Annotated in this window: 12 protein-coding genes and 1 tRNA gene; 8 read left to right on the top strand and 5 right to left on the bottom strand. The window is 64.2% G+C overall.

Annotation, left to right across the window (positions count from 1 at the left end):
• The first annotated feature begins 159 nt into the window (after positions 1 to 159).
• The 6 genes from ACQRD3_RS11480 to ACQRD3_RS11455 are packed head-to-tail and all read left to right on the top strand — an operon-like array spanning position 160 to position 13281.
• Positions 160 to 7455: an amino acid adenylation domain-containing protein gene (locus ACQRD3_RS11480; protein ID WP_427781465.1), complete on the top strand. Its 7296-nt coding sequence runs from the start codon at positions 160 to 162 to the stop codon at positions 7453 to 7455.
• Positions 7456 to 7482: 27 nt separating this feature from the next.
• A complete protein-coding gene (locus ACQRD3_RS11475) occupies positions 7483 to 9372 on the top strand; it encodes a histidine kinase N-terminal 7TM domain-containing protein (RefSeq protein ID WP_080906988.1) in 1890 nt (629 codons plus the stop codon).
• Complete coding sequence (locus tag ACQRD3_RS11470) at positions 9369 to 10829, top strand: HD domain-containing phosphohydrolase (RefSeq protein ID WP_427781464.1); 1461 nt, start codon at positions 9369 to 9371, stop codon at positions 10827 to 10829. The genes ACQRD3_RS11475 and ACQRD3_RS11470 overlap by 4 nt, the downstream gene beginning before the upstream one ends.
• Before the next feature lies 1 nt (position 10830).
• The gene (locus ACQRD3_RS11465) at positions 10831 to 12507 is read left to right on the top strand and encodes an AMP-binding protein (RefSeq protein WP_427781463.1); all 1677 of its coding nucleotides are present in this window, start codon (positions 10831 to 10833) and stop codon (positions 12505 to 12507) included.
• 13 nt (positions 12508 to 12520) lie between these two features.
• Positions 12521 to 12751, top strand: coding sequence for a phosphopantetheine-binding protein (locus ACQRD3_RS11460; RefSeq protein ID WP_080906985.1), 231 nt, complete (start codon positions 12521 to 12523; stop codon positions 12749 to 12751).
• Positions 12748 to 13281 (top strand): 4'-phosphopantetheinyl transferase family protein, encoded by a 534-nt coding sequence (locus tag ACQRD3_RS11455; RefSeq protein ID WP_427781462.1) that lies wholly within the window; start codon positions 12748 to 12750, stop codon positions 13279 to 13281. The genes ACQRD3_RS11460 and ACQRD3_RS11455 overlap by 4 nt, the downstream gene beginning before the upstream one ends.
• Here the strand turns inward: ACQRD3_RS11455 and ACQRD3_RS11450 are convergent.
• Complete coding sequence (locus ACQRD3_RS11450) at positions 13163 to 13621, bottom strand: AAA family ATPase (protein WP_427781461.1); 459 nt, start codon at positions 13619 to 13621, stop codon at positions 13163 to 13165. The genes ACQRD3_RS11455 and ACQRD3_RS11450 overlap by 119 nt on opposite strands.
• Positions 13622 to 13761: 140 nt before the next feature.
• Here ACQRD3_RS11450 and selD point away from each other — a divergent pair, with 140 nt between their 5' ends.
• Positions 13762 to 14799, top strand: a complete 1038-nt coding sequence (gene selD, locus ACQRD3_RS11445) for a selenide, water dikinase SelD (protein WP_427781472.1) — start codon at positions 13762 to 13764, stop codon at positions 14797 to 14799.
• 54 nt (positions 14800 to 14853) lie between these two features.
• Here selD and ACQRD3_RS11440 read toward each other — a convergent pair whose 3' ends face one another.
• The 4 genes from ACQRD3_RS11440 to selA form a co-directional block, all read right to left on the bottom strand.
• On the bottom strand, positions 14854 to 15924 hold the full coding sequence (locus ACQRD3_RS11440; RefSeq protein ID WP_427781460.1) for a DUF4397 domain-containing protein: 1071 nt from the start codon (positions 15922 to 15924) through the stop codon (positions 14854 to 14856).
• A gap of 255 nt (positions 15925 to 16179) precedes the next feature.
• Positions 16180 to 16274 (bottom strand) — tRNA-Sec (locus tag ACQRD3_RS11435).
• A gap of 35 nt (positions 16275 to 16309) precedes the next feature.
• On the bottom strand, positions 16310 to 18169 hold the full coding sequence (gene selB / locus ACQRD3_RS11430) for a selenocysteine-specific translation elongation factor (protein ID WP_427781459.1): 1860 nt from the start codon (positions 18167 to 18169) through the stop codon (positions 16310 to 16312).
• On the bottom strand, positions 18166 to 19536 hold the full coding sequence (gene selA / locus ACQRD3_RS11425; RefSeq protein ID WP_427781458.1) for an L-seryl-tRNA(Sec) selenium transferase: 1371 nt from the start codon (positions 19534 to 19536) through the stop codon (positions 18166 to 18168). The genes selB and selA overlap by 4 nt, the downstream gene beginning before the upstream one ends.
• 220 nt (positions 19537 to 19756) lie before the next feature.
• Between selA and ACQRD3_RS11420 the strand changes: the two genes are divergently transcribed.
• On the top strand, positions 19757 to 21202 hold the full coding sequence (locus tag ACQRD3_RS11420) for a 4Fe-4S dicluster domain-containing protein (RefSeq protein WP_080906980.1): 1446 nt from the start codon (positions 19757 to 19759) through the stop codon (positions 21200 to 21202).
• The last annotated feature ends 29 nt before the right edge of the window (positions 21203 to 21231 follow it).

Raw genomic sequence — 21231 nt, 5'->3', positions numbered from 1 at the left:
GCAAAATCAGAAATAATTGTCCAGAAACGGCAAGAAACCGAGCTTTGTGCTTGTGTTCTCTGTCGAACTTTGATATATTTAAAAAGCATTGAGTTTACAAAAATCCGGGGCAAATATGGAACAGAGGCACAGAGGTGCGTGAGGTCTATGGCGGAACATATGAAGAAAAAGGAATACGAAGTCTTCCCTCTTTCCCTCAATCAGAAAAACATCTGGGCGCTGGAGCAGTCAGTGGGGGGAACTTCCATCAACAACATCAGCGCCACCATCCGCATCTCGGGCAGAGTGGATCTGTCTCTGCTGGAGAAAGCCCTTCGTACGGTGGTCGATCTGGACCCCTCCCTGCGCACCCGGATCACAGTGCGGGACGGTGTTCCCATGCAGTACCACGCCCCCGTGTCCGGGGACGCGGTCCCTCTTTTGGACTTTGCCTGCGTCAATGAAGAGAGCTTCGGCCACTGGGCCACAGCCTATACTCAGATCCCCATCTTCGCCCCGGACGCGCCGCTGTACCGGTTCGTCCTGTGCCGGATGGGAGAGCGCTCTGCCTGCCTGCTGGTGGAGACCCACCACATCATCTCCGACGGCTGGTCCCAGATCATGCTGTGCAACCGGATCGGAGAGGCCTACCTGGGCCTTCTGGGCGGCAAGGCGCCCGAGTGGGAGGAGTTCCCCGACTATGCCGCCTATGTGGAGGACGAGGCGCGCTATTTGGACTCCAAAACCTACCGGGACGACCGGGACTACTGGAGCCGCGTCCTGGGCAGGGAGGGAGAAACCGCTTCGGTCAAGAGCTTTAAAAGCGCGGTGAGCCAGGTGGGGCGGCGAAAGAGCTACCGCCTCCCCCAGCAGCTCAATCACGCCATCTACTCCTTCTGCCAGCAGCACCGCGTCACGCCCTTTTCTGTCTTTTACATGGCTTTGGCCACCTACCTCAAACGCTCCGGCGGGGGGGACCGATTCACCATCGGCGTCCCCGTCTTTAACCGCACCAATTTCGTCTACAAGCAGACTACCGGCATGTTTGTGAGCACCCTGCCCTTTGTCAACGAGGTCTCCGACACCTGGAGTTTCCGCACCTTCAGCGACCGCCTGACGGAAAACTGGCTGGAGATGCTGCGCCATCAGCGGTTCCCCTTCGCCGAGATGGAGGAACTGGCAGGCGGCGGCGGACCTCTCTTCCGCATCATGCTGTCCTATCAAAACAGCCAGATCCTGGTCAATCCGGACGCCACCGTGCAGATCTCCGGGCTCTGGTATTACAGCGGGTTCCAGGTGGAGCAGCTGTGTATCCACCTGACCAACCTGGAGGACAACCGCATCTACTCGGTGGATTACGACTATCTCACCCAGCTGTTCTCCGAGCGGGAGATCGACGAGCTCCACCAGTATCTCTGCCACATTCTGCGCGCCGGGCTCCAGTCCCCGGACACCCCCATCCGCTCGCTCCCCATCCTGAGCGGCGAGGAGCGGGAGTGTGTGCTCTACCGCTTCAACCAGTCCTATGCCATGCGCAGCGCCCGCACCCCCTACGAGATGTTTGAGGAGGTCGCGCTCCAGAATCCCCGGCGGGTGGCCGTCATCCACGAGGGGGCGCGCACCACCTACCGGCAGCTGCGGGAGATGGGCCGGCACGTGGCGGCGGCCCTCCCCGAGGAAGGGGAATTGGCGGCCGTCCTGCTGCCCAGGGACCCCCGTCTCTTTGCCGCGCTGGTAGGCATTATGCAGGCAAACTGCGCCTGGCTCCTGCTCTCCCCGGACCAGCCGGTCTCCCGCCTGCAAAGCATTCTGGCCCAGAGCGGGGCGAACTGTCTGTTGTCCGTCCCGGACCTCTCCGCCCCCCTTTCGGTCCCGGGGCTCCGGATCGTGAATATGGACGCCCTGCCCGACGCCTGTACCCAGGCCCGGAGAGGCCGCCCGGACGATCTGGCCTACGTGGTCTATACCTCCGGGAGCACCGGCGCGCCCAAGGGCGTGGAGATCACCCAGAAAAGCGTGGTCAACCTGGCCATGGCCATGCAGCCGATCTACCGCAGCGGCGCGGTGCTCTCTCTGTGCAGCATCGGCTTTGACGCGTTTTTGCTGGAGAGCGCCATCGCGCTGCTGTGCGGGCGCACGGTGCTGCTGACCAACCCCCGGCAGCAGGAAAACCCCGCGGAGCTGGCCCGGCTGATCCACGATTACGGCGTTGGGTTCCTCTCCACCACGCCCTCCCGGCTCTCCGCCCTCCTGAGCGACACGGGCTTTGCGCTGGCCCTGCGCCGTCTGGAGAGCATCATCTGCGGAGGCGAGGCCTTTCCCAGCGAGCTGCTGCACCGCCTGCGGGGCTATACCGGCGCACATATCTACAATCAGTACGGCCCCTCTGAGACCACGGTGGCGGTAAGCCTCTGCCGGCTCGACCGGGCCGAGCGCATCACCATCGGCCGGCCCATGGAGAACTGCCATCTCTATGTGCTGGACGATGATCTCCAGCCCCTCCCCACTCGAATTTACGGGGAGCTGTATGTCGGGGGCGTCTGCGTGGGCCGCGGTTACCGGGGCGACCCTGAGCTCACCGCCCAGCGGTTCCTGCCCAGCCCCTTTGAATGCGGGGAGGTCCTCTATAAAACGGGGGACATCGCCTGCTGGACGGCCGATGGAGAACTGGAACTGGCGGGCCGCCGGGACCGGCAGATCAAGCTGCGGGGCCTTCGGGTGGAGCCTCAGGAGATCGCCGCCTGCCTCAGCCGCCACCCCGAGGTGACAGACGCCGCCGCCCGGGCTCTGGAGCAGAACGGGCAGATGATTCTGGTGGGCTACTATGTCTCCTCCCGCCCGCTTTCCGAGATGGAACTGCTCACCTATACGGCGGCCTATCTGCCCCACTACATGATCCCGGCGCGGATCCTCCGGCTGGATGCGATCCCCCTGACGCCCAACGGCAAGGTCAACGAGCGTCTGCTGCCTGAACCCTCTTTGAACGAAGAGGCCCACCTGCAGCCCGCAGGACAGCGCCAGGAGGAGATCCTGGAGATCTTCCGGCAGGTGCTGAACACCGGCGAGCTCTACGCCGACAGCAACTACTTCCTGTGCGGCGGGAACTCCCTCAACGCCATGGAGACCATCAGCCGGATCGAGGAGCGTTTCGGCGTCCGCCTGATGATCTCCGATCTCTACGCCTGCCGCACGGCCAAGGGGCTGGACGAGTTTTTGGGCGGGGAAACAGGAGAGCCGAGGGAGGAACCGATTCCCGCCGCACCGATGTGCGCGGGAGATCCCCTCACGGCCACGCAGAAGAGCCTCTATCTGCAATCCTGCCTGGATGAAAGCGGGCGGGCGTATCAGATGCCCTGTGCCTTTGCCCTGTCCGGGGAGCCGGATATTCCCCGTCTGGAGCAGGCTTTCCAGGCGCTCATTGCCGACGATCCGCTCTTTCGGACCCGCTTCCTCCCCCTGGAGGGGGATCTCGCCGCTTTGGTGGATGAGACGGCGGCGTTCCAGCTCCCTGTCCTCACGGCGGACAGCCGGGAGGAGGCCTTCTCCCAGCTTCTGCGCCCCTTCGACCTCTCCGCCGCCCCCCTGCTGCGGGCGGCGCTGTGGAAGGAGCCTTCGGGGCGCTGGCTGCTGCTGGTGAACATCCACCATATCATCAGCGACGGGCTCAGCACCCCCCTTCTGATGGAGCGTCTGAACACCTTCTTCTGCGGCGGGAAGCCCGCACCCCACCTGTCCTGCCGGGACTATGCGTGGTACTGCGCCCGTTCGGACGGGGCCGAACACCGGGCCGATCTGGCCTACTGGAAGGAGCGGCTGTCCGGCGTGCCCACCCTGCTGGAGCTGCCTCCCGACCGGCCCCGTCCTCAGGTGTTTGACTTCCGGGGCGGCACCGAGACCCTGGTCTTTTCTCAGGCCGCCACCGAGGCGGCCGACCGGTTCTGCGCCCGGTATGAGCTGACCCCCTATATGCTGTTTGCGGGCGCGCTTGGCATTTTGTTCGGGCGGCTGGCCGGGCAGGACGACCTGGTCCTGGGGGCTCCCGTCTCCTGCCGGACCCGGCCCGAACTGCGAAACGTGTGCGGCCCGCTGATGTCCACCCTGCCCCTGCGCCTGCTCCCCAGGGGCGGCGTAGAGGACTATTTCCGGCAGGTCCGCATCGGCGTCATGGAGATGCTGGATCACGGCGGGTGCCCTTTGGAGGAGATTTTGGAGGCGCTGGACGTGCCCCGCTCCACCGCCCACAATCCCCTCTACCAGGTGATGTTCCAGGTCCGCCCGCTGGACACCGGTGCCTTCCGCCTGGGGGGGCTCTCCCTGGATTACATCCCCGTCCCCACCGGCACCTCCAAGCTGGATCTCAGCATCGAGGCCGCAAAAGAGAACGGGCAGTATCACTTCTACTTCGAATACGCCGCCGGCGTGCTGGAGGGGGAGACGGTGGCCTTCTACGGCCGGTGTCTGGAAACCCTCATCCGGCAGCTGGCCGATGCCCCGGAGGGAGCTGCCCTCTCGGCGCTGGATCCCCTCTCCCCGGCGGATCGGCTCCGCTGCTTCGACCGACCCTGGCGGATGGTGTATCCCTATCTGGAGATGCCCATTCACTGTGTCATTGAGGAGGAAGCCATCCTCCATCCGGATGCCGACGCGGTGCTCTGGCACGGGCAGAAAACCTCCTTTGCCGCGCTGGAGGCCCGGGCCTGCCAGATCGCGGGCGTTTTGGCAGAACATGGGGCAGCCTCCGGAGACCGGGTGGGTCTCGCCTGCCGGCGCAGCCCGGAGCTGCTGGCCGCCATGCTGGCCATCCTCAAGATCGGCGGAGCCTACGTCCCCTTCCTCACGGATTACCCTGCGGAACGCATTGCCTACATGATGGGGACCGCGGACGTAAAACTCATCCTGTGCGACGAGGCCTCTGCCGCCGTTCTGCCCCAAGAGGCCCGCGTGCGGCCGGTCGTGCTCATGAACGAGTCCGCGCAGCCCCTGGAGCACGCCTGCTGCCCCCAGGGAGGCCAGACCATGTATATCCTGTTTACCTCCGGTTCGACGGGACGTCCCAAGGGGGTCCAGATACCTCACCGGGCGCTCTCTGACCGCCTGCAAAGCCTGCGGCAGTGGATGGAGGGAGAGCAGGGCCCCGTGCTGTGCATCGCCAACGCCACCTTTGACATCTTCATCACTGAAACGCTCCTGGCGCTGGCCCAGGGCTACGCCGTGGTGATGGCTGACGAGGAGGAGATGCTGCTGCCCTGGAAGCTGGCCGAGCTCATGACGGCACACCAACCCCGAATCGCCCAGTTCACTCCTTCCAGGCTTCAGATGTGCCTGCGCAGCACCGCCTTCTCCCAGGCGGCAGAAGGCCTTTCCTTCACCATTGTGGCAGGGGAAATGGTCTCTCCCGGCCTGGTCACCCAGTTCAAGGCCCACTGTTCCGGTCGGCTCGTGAATATGTACGGTCCCACCGAGACCGCCGTTTACGTCACGGCAGGCGAACTGAGGGAGGGCGAGCCCGTCACCATTGGTGCGCCCTTGAACAACTGCCGGATCTACGTGCTGGATCAGGACCGCAAGCCGGTCCTGCCCACGGCGCGGGGAGAGCTGTATCTGGCGGGCCCCGGCCTGGCCGACGGCTATGTGGGCAGACCGGATCTGACCCAGGAGCTGTTTCTGGACGACCCCTTCTTCCAAGGGGAACGGATGTACCGCAGCGGTGACGTGGGCCGCCTGCGCCTGGACGGGCGGATCGAGTGTCTGGGCCGGACCGACGCCCAAGTGAAGATCAACGGGAATCGTGTGGAATTGGGCGAGATCACGGACGCCCTGCGGGAAGCCGGCGCGGATGAGGCGGTTGCCATTCCCCTGAAAAATCCGGACGGCTCCTCCTCCCTCTGCGCCATCGTGACGCCGGAGACCCTGGACCCTGCCGCCCTGCGGCAGAGCCTCGCCCTGCGCCTGCCCTCCTACATGATCCCCGGACGTCTGCTGACACTGTCCGGGATGCCTTACAACGCCAGCGGGAAACTGGATATGCCGGCTCTCAGGGCTCTTGCAGAGGGGGATGGCGAAGCGGCACTGAAAGCCCTTCCCACACCCGCGCAGGAGCCTCCCCCGGCCGCGCCCGTCTCCGAGGACACCCTGCTGGACATCTGGAAGCAAGTGCTCCGGCAGCCCGCGCTGCGGGCGGATGTCTCCCTATTCGAGCAGGGGGGGACCTCCCTCTCGGCACTGAGCATTTTGAGCGAATACTACAACCGCCATATCAGCATGACGCTGGCGGATTTTTACCGTGCCCCCACGGTCCGGGCCCAGGCCGCACTGCTGGGGGCCCGGGTCCAGCCCCCACCCGTCCGGACGAAGCTGCCTGTGTTCCGGCCGACGCAGGTGCCTCCGCTCCGCCAGCGGAAAGACGGACCGTTCTCCACCGTCCTGCTCACCGGCGCAACGGGCTTTCTGGGTGCGCATCTGCTCCGGGTACTGTTGGACCGGGGCTGCCCAAAGATCGTGTGTCTGCTCCGGGACGGAGATGCCGGACGGCTTCTGGAAACGCTGTCCTGGTATTTCGGCAGCGGCTGGACCACCCTTCGGAAAAATCGTCTGGAGGTGTGCCGGGGAGACGTGTGTCAGCCGGACTTCGGAATGGCGCAGAAGGACTATACCGCTCTCGCAGAGCGGGTGGATGCGCTCTACCACGCCGCCGGAGACGTGCGCCACTACGCTTCGGACGACCGGCTCCTCGCCACAAATCTGGAGGGGGCCCGTCAAGCCGTCTCCTTTGCCCTGACAGCCGGGGCTGCGCTGTTCCACATCTCCACAGCCAGCATCAGCGGCTCCTTCGCGGGGGAGGACCCTGCGGTTCCCCGTCTGTTTACCGAAGCAGATCTGGACATCGGACAAAACTGGCGGGACAACCTGTATATCCGCGGCAAATTTTTGGCGGAGCAGGAGATCTGCCGCGCGGTGGAGTCCGGACTGTGCGCCAGGATCTTCCGGATCGGGCGGCTCATCGGCCGCCGGTCCGACGGTGTCTTTCAGAAAAATCCCGATTCCAACGCTTTTTACCGGATCGTGCAGGGTGTCAGGCTGCTGCAGGCCCTGCCGGAATCTCTGGCGGGCCTTCCACTGGAACTGTCCCCCGTGGATCTGTGTGCGGAGTCCATCGTGGCGCTGGAGCAGGCCGACAGCACTGCGTTCCATGTGATCCAGCCCGATCCTGCCCCCCTGGGCCGGACGCTGGGCGTCCGGTTCCCCAATCTGGAAATTCTCTCCGACGACGCCTTCTCCCAGCGGCTTTCCCAGGCCTCGGCGGAACACGCTGAGACGCTGGCCTCTCTGATCGATCTGTGGAACGGCCTGCAGCACGGGGCCGGAAATGTGACCGTCTCCTGTGAAAAGACCCATTGTCTGCTGCGTCAGGCCGGCATTGCGTGGCCCGATCAGGACATGGGACACGCGTTGGATCTGTTCTGCCTGGACGGCTGAGAAACTGTATGGAAAGGAGTTGAGTCTGTGATCCCCGACTATGCCGCGATCATCTTTACCTGTCTGCTCGTGGTGTGCGTTATCTTCATTGGGTACAGCCTGTTTACCCAAAAGCGCCAGCAACTGATCCAAAAGCTGTATATGGCGCTCTGCCTGGTCTTCTCCGCCTGGCCGGTGGCAATGCTGGGGATGCGATACACAGACCCGGGAAACACGGCGGCTCTTTTCCGCTGGGATGCTTTTTCCTATCTTGGTGCCACCTTCACTCCCGTCATCATGCTCCTGATCGCCGTGGCCTTTGCCAACGGGAAAGAGACCCTGCCCCGGGGCTGGGTGAGCCTGCTGGCCGTCCCCGTCATCACAAACGCGGTGGTCTGGACCAACCCCATACACCACCTGCAGTACCGGGTCTTTTCCATCATCCGCAGCGAGATCGTATTCGGCCCCTACATCTATGTGTCCGGTTTTTACACATATCTCTGCCTGATCTGTGCCACCGTGGTGCTGATCCGCTTCGGTATGCGCAGCAACAGCCGGCTGTATCGCATGCAGGTGGCCATGCTGGTGATGGGGGAGATAATCCCGCTGCTCGTCAGTGTTGCGGCGACCTTCTCCAATCGGGACCTCTCCATCGCCGCCACCCCTCTGAGCTTTACCGCGACCCTGATCTGCAATTATATCGCCATCTACCGGCTGCACCTTCTGGACATCGTTCCCATTGCCACACAGCATGTCCTGGACTGGATCCCGGACGGATACCTGGTACTGAACGAACACGGACTGGTGGTGGACGAGAACCGCCCCTTCCGGGAGGTGTTCGGAAAACTGTACGGCATCACCAGCAACCGGCAGATCGAAAAGAGCCTGGAATCAGAGGATATCGCCAACAAGACCGCGCTCTACAACCTGATTTCCGCCGTGCAGTCCTGCGGAAAAAACGGGACCCCCATCGCCTACGAGCAGGCGGTCACCATGCCCGTAGGCGAAAAGGAAGCGCCCCGCAAGTACTATTACATGGTGGACATTACCCCCCTGGAGATCCAGCAGCAGCTCTCCGGATTCGTGGTCATCTTCAAGGACATCACGCAGATCAAAAGAAGCATGCAGCAGGTCCAGGAGGGGCAGGCCCGGATGATGGAGCAGGAGCGGCTGGCCCTTTTGGGACAAATGGTGGGCGGTCTGGCCCACAACCTCAAAACACCCATCATGAGCATCGCCGGCTGCGCCACCGCGGTGGAGACCCTGGTGAAGGAGGCGTGGGATTCTCTGGGAGATCCCGAGGTCACCGAGGAAGACTACAATGAGATCTACGGCGAGGTGGACGGCTGGCTGAGCAAGATCCGTTCCTCCTGTTCGTACATGTCCGACATCATCACGGCCATCAAGGGCCAGGCCGCCAATGTCAGCACCTCGGAAGAGCGGGAATTCACCTTGGACGAACTCATCAGGCGGACGGTGCTGCTGATGCGGCACGAGCTTCAGAGCAGCGGCTGTAAACTGAGCACAGAATACGACCCCCGTCTGCGTGTGACCCTGCACGGAGACATCAATAACCTCATCCAGGTCATGAACAACCTGGTCAGCAATGCCATCGACGCCGAGCGTGACTGCGCCCGGAAAGAGATCGTTGTGGGCTTCCGGGAGAGCGCGACCCATATGAGTCTATACGTGAAGGACACGGGACGGGGCGTGGATCCCAGGGCCCGAAGCCGGCTGTTCCAGGAGATGATCACCACCAAGGGCACCAAAGGGACCGGCCTGGGACTGTATATTTCCAACTCCGTCGTCCGGGGCAAGTTCGGCGGCACCATGTGGATGGAGGACAACCCGGACGGTGGATCCATCTTTGGTTTTTCCATCCCCATCGAGACGGTATCTGTATCCAGACTTTTTGATGACGAGGAGGTGCATGGATGAGAAAGAACAGGCATGGGTCCGAAAAAAGCGAATTTTCGATTCTCGCGTTGGATGACGATCCGATCATGACTGCCACGATCCAGTCCTATTTCCAGGGCGCCGGATATCAGGTGGATGTGGAGAATGACCCCGTCGCCGCAATCGAGAGGGTCCGGACCTGTCACTACGACATCCTGCTGCTGGATTTTCTCATGACTCCGCTGTGCGGCGATCAGGTTGTGGAACAGATCCGAACCTTCAACCACGATCTGTTTATTATCCTGCTGACCGGACACAAGAGCATGGCCCCTCCCATCCGAACCATCCGCGCGCTGGACATCCAGGGCTATTATGAGAAGAACGACCGCTTTGATCAGCTGGAGCTCCTGGTGGAATCCTGCGTCAAATCCATCCGGCAGATGCGGCTCATCCGCAGTTATCAGCAGCGCCTTGCGGACATGGCCAGCATTATGCCTGAGATTTACGCGCTCCAGGAGCCGAATCAGATCGGCAGTCACATTCTCGCCGCGGTACAGTCTCTGTGGGCGTGCACCGACGGTCTGCTGGCCATTTGGGACGGCGGGAGAGGCGCTCCCCACCTACGGTTCTCCTCCGGTGATGCGATGGCCGGGCTGGATGCGGAAACGCCGGAACTGCTCTGTACGCAGGTGGAACAGCAATTCGGGCGGGAGCGGGTGCTCTGCTCCCCCGTGGCCAATTCCCTGGGCGAATCCGTCGGGGTCCTGGCCATTGTGATGGCCGGAAAGCCCGACTTCTATCAGGAGCAGCTGTTTCGGATCTTTGTCCGGCAGTGCGCCGCATCTATGGAAAACACGCTCCTGCTGCGGCGGGTCAAGGACAGCTACGTGGAGGTCATCAAGGCGCTGCGGCTGATGGTCGATGCCAAGGACATCTACACCCGCGGCCACTCGGACCGCGTGTCCTATTATGCCGGACATCTGGCCGCCGCGCTGGGAAAAGACCCGGAGACCTGCCGCCAGGTCCGTCTGGCCGGGCTGTTCCACGACGTGGGCAAGATGGCGATTCCGGACAATATCCTGCTCTCTCCGGACAAACTCACGGACGAGGAGTTTGAGGTGATCCGCAAGCACCCGGAATGCGGAAGCTCTATTCTCTCCGCCATCTCCTCCTTCCGGACGATCGCTCCCATCGTACGCAGCCATCACGAGCGAATAGACGGGAAGGGGTATCCGGACGGCCTGTCCGGGACGGACATTCCGGAGGCGTCTCGGATCATCTCCATTGCCGACACCTTTGACGCAATGACCTCCGCCCGGCGCTACCGCCCCAGTATGACCTTTGACCAGGCGCTGGAAAAGCTGGTCGAGGTCAAAGACACCCAGCTGGACGGCAAAATGGTGGATGTCTTTTTGAATGTGATACGGGAACTGCCGGAGGAGATCCGGCAGATGGAACCGGGTGAACAGCTCAGATTCTTCGCAGAGGAGGTTTTTTAATATGAAAAAATATCCGTGGTACCCAACGGTGTATTACAACACCTTCCAGGACTTTATGTCCGGGCTGTCCTCCTTTGGAGAGAAGCCGGCTGTCTGCCAGTACGACGGTAGCGGAGCGGAGCATGTGCGCAGCTACCGGGAGCTCTGCGACGACGTGGCACGCCTGCGGCGGGCCCTTGCCGCCCGTGGTCTGGCGGGCAGCCGGATCGCCATCGCCGGCGAGAACTGCTATGAATGGATCGTCCTGTTCCTGGCCGCCGTGTCCGGGGGCGGCGTCGCCGTCTGCGTGGATATCGATCAGGCGGACGATACCGTGTGCCAGTTGATCCGGCAGGCTGATACGGACGTCATTTTTTCCTCCGAGGCCATGCTTCCCATCTGCACACGCCTTCTTCAGGAGGGGCGGCGGGTGCGTCAGGTGTTCGGTCTTTCGGCAGGCCAGACCTCTGCCGCGCCGGACGGCAGCTACCGCATGCTCTGGGAAGAGGGCGGCCTGCTGGCTGAGGGGCCTCTGCCCGAGCTTTCCCCCGATCACCCGGCCGCCATTGTATTCACCTCCGGTACCACCGCCACCGCCAAGGCCGTCAACCTCACCCACGGAAATCTGCTCCAAAACGCCGGGGCGGCGGTGGCCACTGTGGACCTGGGGCAAACGATCTTTACTGGGCTGCCGTTCTACCACGCCTACGGCTTGAACTGCGGGGTGTTTTGCTCCCTGCTGAAGGGCGCCCGCCTCACCATCAACGGAAATCTGCGCACCATGATGCGGGATATGACGCTTGCCGGGTCCAGGACCATCATCACCGTCCCACTGATGCTGGAGGCCATCTACAACACCGCCTGGATGCGGATCCGGCGAGAGGGCCGGGAGGACGCTGTCAACAATCTTCTGAAGCGATATCTCACCCTGAAGAAGGTCGGGCTCCAGTATGCCCGCGCAGAGCGGATGAAGCTGCGGGAGGAGTATTTTGGCTCCATACGGGTCATCGTCTGCGGCGGGGCCCATGTGAACACCGAGCTGTCCAAGCGGTTTGAAGCGCTGGGGATTCTGGTTCTTCAGGGCTACGGCATCACCGAATGCGCGCCGCTGATCGCCGTGAACCGCAACGACTATTGGAACTTTGAGTCGGTGGGAACGCCCCTGCCCGGGTACGAGGTCAAGCTGGAGCAGGGGGAGATCCTGGTCCGGGGCCCCAGCGTGATGGCCGGCTATTACAACGACCCGGAGGCCACTGCCCTGAACGTGGTGGACGGCTGGTTCAAAACCGGCGACTTGGGGGAGATCGGCCCCGACGGGCAGCTTTACATCATTGGGCGGTCCAAGAATCTGATCGTATTGAAAAACGGAAAGAAGATCTCTCCGGAACGGATCGAACAGCTGGTACAGGCCATCCCCATCGTCAAGGAGACCATGGTATACGGGGCCCTCTCCGGCACGGCGGCGGACGACGTCAAACCGGCGGTGAGCATCTACCCAGACCCGCAGCTGACCGCAGGGATGGAGCCCTATGAGATCCTCGCCGCCCTCCAACGGGAAGTGGACCGTATCAATGAGACGCTGCCGTCCTATCAGCAGCTCCAGATGATCAACATCCGCGAAAAGGAGTTCGCCAAAACATCGTCTCAGAAACCGAAACGGTTCGAAGCGGAAAACCGGGTGCCTTCGGCTGTGAAATAGGAGGAAATCTGCTGTGCTTGAGCTCATTGCAAACATTATCTATGAAGTGACGGGAAAAAAGGGGATCACCCCGGATACCGATTTCGCGCAGGACCTGGAGTTGAACTCCTTTGATGTGGTCAACATCGTCGCGGCGTTTGAAGCCCACTTCAACACCACGGTCTCCACCCGGGACATCTGGCAGCTCCGCCGGGTCCAGGACGTTCTGGATTACCTGGAAAAAAAGGGCTTCGACCACCCTTGAGCAGCGACGATTTCACTGTGTTCCTCTCTCCGGACGGAGACGGCCTGTCCCGGGACAGCCTTCTGCGGACGGCTGCGGCGCGCTTTACGGGCCGGGATGCCTCCCGGTGGACCTGTGTGCGGGAGGAGGGGAAAAAGCCCCGCTTTTCCCAGACGCCGGAGGTCTGCTTTTCCGTCTCCCACAGCGGGGGGTACTGGGCCTGCGCCTTCGGACATGCACCCGTGGGGTTCGACCTGCAGCGCTGGGAGCCCTGCCGGACCGCGGCCCTCGCCCGGCGGTTTTTTCATCCCGGGGAGGCCGTCTGGCTGGAAGAGCGCGGGGGGAGCGAGGCGGATTTCTTCTTCCTTTGGACCGCCAAGGAGAGTTATCTCAAATACACCGGAGACGGCATGGTGAAAGGACTGGACTGGTTCAACGTGCTGGCCCCTCTGCCGGGCGGCGCCCAGCTGCGGCACATCTCCGGCCCGGACGGATACAGCCTGTGCCTGTGTGCCGCTTCGGTGGGCAGGGTATCTGTGGTCCGACTCTGAGCCGGACTGCCCCGCCTCTTGTCCACACCCGCGCTGCGGGTGTGGACTTTTTTACCCCGCCGTGGGGCGCGGTGGCGTCCACAATGGCGGCGCGCAGGCGCGGAAAGATGACCGCGTCCAGAGAATTCGGATCCCCGGAGCACTCTATGTATTCCACCGGCTCGCCGCCGGACTCCAGTGCCTGGGCCGCCCGGCGCATCAGCGAGGACTTGCCGCAGCCCGGCCCGCCCTTGAGAAGATAGACCCGGCGGGCCGCATCCGGCTCCAGTAATTGATCGTACAGAGAATAAAAACCTGCGGGCGTATTGGCCCCCAGGAAAAAGGAGACTTTGGATTCCATCAAGATGTCCCTCCGTTCAATGAGTTTCCCACTTCACCATATGCCGGGAGAGCAAAAGGAGTGCGGAGCGTTGCGCAATGAGAGAAAATGAGGTAAAATAGGGCCAGAATGCAGGAGGGGAGGTGGCGGCTATGTCGGCGCTGGAGCGGATCAAACTGACTCAGATGACCTCAGCCGGTGGGTGAGGGGCCAAGCTGGGGCCGGGTGCCCTGGAAAACTTGCTGAAAGACCTGCCCAAGCAGACGGATGACCGGCTGCTGGTAGGCCACAGCGGCAGCGATGATGCCGCCGTGTACCGGCTGGACGGGGGACAGGCCCTCATCCAGACTGTGGACTTCTTTCCTCCGGTGGTGGACGATCCCTACGACTTTGGCCGGGTGGCCGCCGCCAACGCCCTGTCCGACGTGTGGGCCATGGGCGGCGCGCCCCGTCTGGCCATGAATCTGCTGGCCGTCCCACCCTATCTGCCCCCCGAGGCAGTCCGGGCCATTCTGGCAGGCGGGGCCGAGAAGGTCTCCGAGGCCGGGGCCCTACTGGCGGGCGGACATTCCATTCAGGACGAGGAACCCAAGTACGGCCTGTGCGTCACCGGCTTTGCCGCCGAGGCCGACATTCTGAAAAACAGCGGGGCCCGGGCCGGGGATCTGCTGGTGCTCACCAAGCCCATCGGCAGCGGGGTGCTCACCACCGCCGCCAAGGCGGAGCTGCTCGCCCCGGCGGAGGCATCGATCCTCACCGAGACCATGGCGGCCCTCAATAAGACCGCCTGGGAAGAAATGATGCCCCTGCGCCCCCACGGCTGCACCGACGTCACCGGCTTCGGTCTTGTGGGGCACGCCCTGGAGATGGCCCGGGGAAGCGGGCTGACGCTGACCCTGTGGGCAGCGCAGGTGCCCCTGCTCCCCGGCGCGCTGGAGTGGGCCCGCCAGGGACTGCTCCCCGGCGGCTGTCACCGCAACCGCGCGGACGTGGAGCGAGAGACCGATACGGCCCCCGGAATCGAGCTGGCCCTGCGGGATCTGCTCTTTGACCCCCAGACCTCCGGCGGACTGCTGATCGCTCTGCCGGAGCGGCGGGCGGAGGAGCTGATCCGGCGGCTCCGGGACCGCGGGCTCACCGCCTGTGCGGTGGGACAGGCAGGTCCCCGGAAGGTACAGCCTCTGCACATCCAGCCATGAATCGGGAGAGGGAGAAGAACAATGTTCTTCTCCCTCTCCTTTTTCTTGCCGACATCATGCATTTTCTACGATTCTTACCTGCATGTGGGGCGAGATGTTCCAGTTTCCCATGAGGTAGATGGTGGATCGTGTCCCCGCCCTGGCATCGAGATAAAAGGCGGCCAGAGGCTCCACAATCCCGTAGCCGGGCAAAAAATAGTTGGAGATCATCACAGGCATCTCCTCCACGGTCTCGATGTCCACATCGCTCTCCGGGAGGATATAAGGCGTTTGTGCCACGTACAGGTCGTAACGCCCCGGCTTGGCCCGCCGGTAAGCGGTAACCTCCTTGAAGCGCACATCGGTAAAGACCACCCGCCCGTCGGTGAGCACCAGATCCAACCCGGGACTGTTATAGCCCAGGTTGACCATTCTCAGGCAGGACCGACCCGCCGCGCCGCCGCAAGGCCGGTCGTCCACCCGCACCAAATCGATGCCGCCCCCCGAACGCACCACCGCCAGCGTGACCACCTCGTCGGCAGCCAGAGGCAGACTGGAGCGGTAGAGAATGATCCTGGGAAACCGCGCGTCGTATAAAAACAGCGTGCGGAAGCCCGCCGGGACTGCGGCATAGGCGGTGAGATTCCCGGGGGCCAGATAGGTGGCCATCAGGCGATTCCCCAGGGTGATCCGCAGGGGTGCGCCCTCGTCAAGGACCGCGTTGAGAAAACGGATGTACGCTTTGGGCGGGCCCGGATTTGCAGCCGGCCCGCCCATCCCGTGCTCGGGGAGCGGGATCATGGGGATCTGACCTGCGTCACTCACCGGTCCGCCCTCCCCGTAGTCGGGGAGCGGGACCACGGGGATCTGACCCAAATCACCCACCGGCCCGCCTTCCTCGTAGTCGGGGAGCGGAACCACGGGGATCTGACCCAAATCACCCACCGGCCCGCCTTCCCCGTAGTCGGGGAGCGGGACCACAGGGGTCTGGCCCAAATCACCCGCCGGCCCGCCCGCCCCGTAATCCGGGAGGGGGATCACAGGGGTCTGCCCGGAATCCCCCGCAGGCCCGCCCGCCTCCGGCCCCGACGGCGGCACATCCCGCCCCGCCACGCGGGCGAAGGGGACGAATTGATTGCTTTCCATGTCAAGAACTCCTTTCCTTGGAGAAGGATCAGTCAGCCGTGAGATGTCCCGGGAAATAGACCGGCACACCCCAGAAAGCCATCCCATCCTATGCAAAGCAGCGGAAAACGGCCCGGGGTTCCCGACTTAAGATAAAAAAGGATCTGTTGCAAAATGAGAATTCAGGAAATCTCAATCCGCTCTCAAACGGCAAATTGCCGCCGTTTCCGGGTCTTGATTCAACCAGATCTGATTTTGCAACAGACTCTTTGTGTCTGGCGGAGGCGGGTGGGGATCGAACCCACCGGGGCGGTGCTGCCGCCCCCAACGGTTTTGAAGACCGCAAGGCCCACCAGAGCCTCTCCGCCCCCATGGAAAGCCCCTCTCCGGCAGTCGGAGGGGGCCGTTACGGCCCGCGGAGCAGGATCCGGGTATTTCCCGTCCGGCGGGTGAGGCCGGCCTTGTCCCAGTACTCCAGCAGAAGCAGGGCCGCGTCCCGGCTGATGCCTGCGGCGTCCCGAAACTGGGCCAGCGTAATCTGCTCCCGCTCGGCAAACAGACCTTCCAGGATGGCCTCCGCCCTCGCGCAGGCCTGCCGGGCGATCCGACGGCGGGGGGCATAGGGGATGAGCTCTCCCTCCTCCTCCATCCGCCGCCCGGCCTGTCGGGCCAGAGGCAGATCCCGCCCAAAGCGGGCCTCCACCGCGCCGTTCTCCGGGGGGGCCAGTCCGAACCCGTCATAGAGCACAGCCAGCCGTTCCCGGACGGGGAGCAGCTGGGGCGGCCAGGCGGGGACAAAGCCGGGCAGAGCCGCCGTAGGGCCGCTGAGACAGAGCATCCCATCCCGGGCCAGCAGCTCGGCCACCCCGTCCGGCAGAATGCGCCTGAGCTCCTCCCTCCCCATTCCGGAAGCCAGCGGATGGGCGGCGTGAAAATCGGAGATCGCCTGCCGGGCTTTCTCCCGCAGTCCGGCGAGGGTCTCCTCCCCGATCCACAGCGCCCCCACAGCCCGCACCCCAGGCAATCGGGAGAGGATCTCCCCGACCTCCGAAGAGCTCACACCCAGCCGGCCGGCCAGGGCCTTCTCATCCAGGGGTCTCTCCGCCCGGCCGAGCAGCCGCCGGGCCAGCGCGGGCAGTCCCCCGGCACGGAGCTCTTCCAAATCGGCACAGCTCTCTCCTCTCCGCCGCCGGGACGGGTCCAGATCCAGGGCGATCCCCCCTCCCGCCGTGGCAGCCGGAGTGAGAAAACGCAGGACGAACCGGTCCATGGGCCGGATGGCCGCCGCCTCTCCCAACCGAAGCTGGACATAGCCTTCCCGCCCCGGGAGGAGCTCTGCCCCCTCCAGAGGGAAGGCCCGGGCCGTCACCGACCCGGACCCGCAATAGAGCCGGAGCGGCGTCCCGGCAGTCAGCGGACGCGGACTTCTGTCCCATACGGTGACAAAGGCATCCAGCCGTCCGGTCAGGCGGAGAGACCCGGCGGGGGCGGCGGTCATGCCCCGGCGGAGCGTCCCCACCTCCACCCCGGAGAGATTGAGGGCGGCCCGCTCTCCGGCGGAGACCGTCTCCACCGGCTGCCCGTGGCGCTGAAGGCCCCGGACCCGGGCCATCGTCTCCCCGGGCCAAAGCCGGAGGCTCTCCCCGACCCGGAGCGTCCCGTCCCACACGGTTCCGGTGATCACCGGGCCAAAGCCGTCCACAGCGAAGGCCCGGTCCACCGGAAGGCGAAAGGGGCGGTCCTTCCGCCGGGCGGGGCAGCCATCCGCCAGCGCCTCCAGCACCGTCCGCAGCGCGGTCAGCCCCGCCCCGGTGCGGGCGGAGACCGGGCAGATGGGCGCGCCTTCCAGAATGCTCCCCCGGAAGGCCTTGGCTAGGGCGGCCGTCCGGGCCTCCAGTTCTCCCGGCGGGAGCAGGTCGATCTTGGTGAGAACGACCACACCCCGCTCCACGCCCAGGCAGGTGAGCACCTCCAGGTGCTCCCAGGTCTGCGGCATGGGGCCCTCGTCGGCGGCCACCGTCAGCAGCACGGCGTCCACTCCCCCGCTGGCGGCCAGAAGATTCGGAAGGAACCGCTCATGACCGGGGTCGTCCACCAGCCCGACGACGGCGTGTTCCAGCATCAGCGGCGCAAAACCCGGCTCAATGGTCAGCCCCCGGCGCTTTTCCTCGGCCAGCCGATCGGTATCCACTCCGGTGAGGGCCCGGGTGAGAGCGGTCTTGCCGTGATCCACGTGCCCGGCCACGGCAAAGGTGAGCCCTCTCACAGCCCCTCCGAAACGGCCCGGCAAAGGGCCTCGTCGTCGCCGGGGCGCAGGGTGCGCACATCCACCGCCACTTTCCCGTGCCGCAGGAGTGCCGCCACGGGCACGGGAGCGGCCCGGAGCGCGGCCTCCAGCGCCTCGGGGGTGCGGTCCCGGGGGGCCAGGGTCACCAGCGAGGTGGGAAACGCCACTCCCGGGAGCGCGCCGCCCCCCGCCTCGCTCTCTCCGGATTCCACCGCCACGGCACAGCGAGGGCCGCAGGCGGCTCGGAGGGTCTGGGCCAGGGCTTCCGCCCGGGCAGACAGCTCTTTCGGCTCCGCGGAAAGCATGGACAGCACCGGGATGGCCCGCCGGGCCGCCGCCGGGTCCTGATAGAGGCGCAGGGTGGCGTCCAACGCGGCCAGAGTTCCCTTGTCCGGCCGGAGGGCCCGGAAGAGAGGGTGCTTTCGCACCGCCTCCACCGCCCAGGTCCGCCCCGCCAAAATACCGGCCTGGGGCCCGCCCAGGAGCTTGTCCCCCGAAAAACACACCAGATCGGCTCCCGCCCGGAGGCTCTCCGCCACTGACGGAGTGCCCTCCGGAAGGCCCAGCAGCCGGGGCGGCAGCAGCAGTCCGGCCCCCAGGTCATAGAGCACCGGCATGCCGTAGGCGCGGCCCAGCCCGACCAGCTCGGACAGGGAGACCTCCTGGGTATAGCCCACCACCCGGTAATTGGAGGTGTGGACCTTCAGGAGCAGCTGGGCCTTTCCCCCCTCCGCGGCGGCGCGGTAATCCGCGGGACGGGTGCGGTTGGTGGTACCCACCTCCACCAGTTCGGCTCCGCTCCGGGCCATGATGTCGGGCAGGCGAAAGGAGCCGCCGATCTCCACCAGTTCGCCCCGGGAGAGGGCCACCCCTTTGCCGGCCGCCAGGGCGGTGAGCGCCAGAAGAACTGCGGCGGCGTTATTGTTGACCACGGCGGCGTCCTCCGCCCCGGTGAGATCCCGGAGGAGGGCAGACACCCCCCCGCCCCGAATCCCCCGGCAGCCGGTGTCCAGATCGTACTCCAGGTCGCAGTAGCCCGCCGCCCCGCCCCACGCGGCCCGGGCAGCCTCTGCCAGCGGCGCACGGCCCAGATTGGTGTGAAGCACCACCCCCGTGGCATTCACCATCCGGGTCAGGCCGGGTTCCATGGCGCGCAGTGCCCGTCGGAGCACCGCCTGCGCCAGGGCATCCATACCGGGTGCAGAGCCCTCTCCCTTCCGGAGGGCGTCCAGTTCCTCCGATGCGGCCCGGCGGAGCAGCCCCCGGGGCAGACCGGAATCTTCCAGCACCGGCAGGGCCAGCAGCAGATCCATTTTAGGCAGTTTACGCAGCTGGGCGGGGTCCATGGGCATTGCCTCCTCGACAGTTTGATCTGTTTTTCTATTATACCCGCCCCCCGGGCCTCAGGCAAGTTATTTCCACCAAACCGCAGGGTCTGGTGAACCTACACAAAAGCAGGCTCCGGAAAGTAAAAATCTTGTCGTTGACAGGTTTCGCAGGGGAATAGTACAATAAACAAAAGAAAGCAGAACCGCATATTGCCCGTTGGCAAAGGAGATATCAATGATGCGTAAATTTGAAACATCGGTACAGGAGCTGAAGGACCAGGTTCTTAAGTCGGTGGCCGAACTGACCTGGGAGGACCGTCTGGCCACCGGGATCCTGGACGTGCCCGAACAGATCGTACCCGGGCCGGAGGCCAAGATGCGCTGCTGCATCTACAAAGAGCGGGCGGTGGTGTCCAGCCGCCTCAAGATGGCCATGGGCGGGGACAGCTCCAACCCCGCCATGGTGGAGGTCATGGCGGTGGCCTGCGACGAATGTCCCGTGACCCAGATCGAGGTGGGCCCCGCCTGCCGGGGCTGTATCGCCACCCGTTGCGTCCACTCCTGTCCCAAGGACGCCATCACCATCATCAACCACAAGGCCACCATCGACCACGCCAAGTGCATCACCTGCGGCAAATGCGTCTCCGCCTGTCCCTACGGCGCCATCGAAAAGCGGCAGCGCCCCTGTGAGCGCGGCTGCGCCCCCGGCGCCATCTCCATGGGCGAGGACAAATCGGCCTCCATCGACGTCAACAAGTGTATCGCCTGCGGCAGCTGCGTTTATCAATGCCCCTTCGGTGCCATCATGGACAAGTCCTACCTGGTAGATGTGATCCAGATGCTCCGCGGCGCTGCGCGGTGGGACTTCCGGGTCTACGCCGTGCTGGCTCCCTCCATCGCCGGTCAGTTTGCCCCCGCCACCCTGGGGCAGGTGGTCACCGCATTGAAGATGGTGGGCTTCTACGATGTGGCCGAGGTCGCTCTGGGTGCCGACATGACTGCAAAAGCCGAGAGCCAGGAGCTGGTGGAGAAGGGCAAGCTGCTCTCCTCCTGCTGCCCCGCTTTCGTGGACTACGTAGAGAAAAACTTCCCCGACCTGGCTCCTCTTATCTCCCATACCCCCTCTCCCATGGTGATGATCGGCAAACGCCTGAAGGAGAAGGATCCCCGGGCCCGGGTGGTCTTTGTCGGTCCCTGCGTGGCCAAGAAGCGGGAGTTCCAGCTGGGCAAAACCATGGGTGCCATCGACTGTGCCATTACCTTCGAAGAACTCTACCCGCTCTTTGAATCCAAGGGCATTGACCCAGAGCAGCTGGAAGAGACCCCGCTGGATGAGGCCAGCGGCTTCGGCCGCTCCTTCGCCCACTCCGGCGGTGTGGCCGCAGCTGTGGCCGAGGGGCTGAAGGAGCACGGCGTCACCGACGAACAGTTCAAGCTCCACGCCGTGTCCTGCAGCGGCATCAATGCCTGTAAGGCAGAACTGATGAAGATGGCCCGCGGGATCGGCGATGTGAACTTTATCGAGGGCATGGCCTGCGAGGGCGGCTGCGTCCAGGGTGCGGGCATTCTGATCCGCAGTCCCCGCAACCAGATGGATGTGGACAAACACGCCAAGGAGGCCAAAGGCCGCACCATTTTGGGCGCTGTGGACGGCTCGGTAAAGCAGTCCGAGGAAAAAGATTAATCGGTGTTGAGAAGGCCGGGGAGCAATGC

It is taken from the genome of Candidatus Pseudoscillospira sp. SGI.172 (assembly GCF_050313575.1).
Taxonomy (GTDB): Bacteria; Bacillota; Clostridia; order Oscillospirales; family Oscillospiraceae; genus Vermiculatibacterium.
This window is presented reverse-complemented; position numbering and strand designations above follow the sequence as displayed.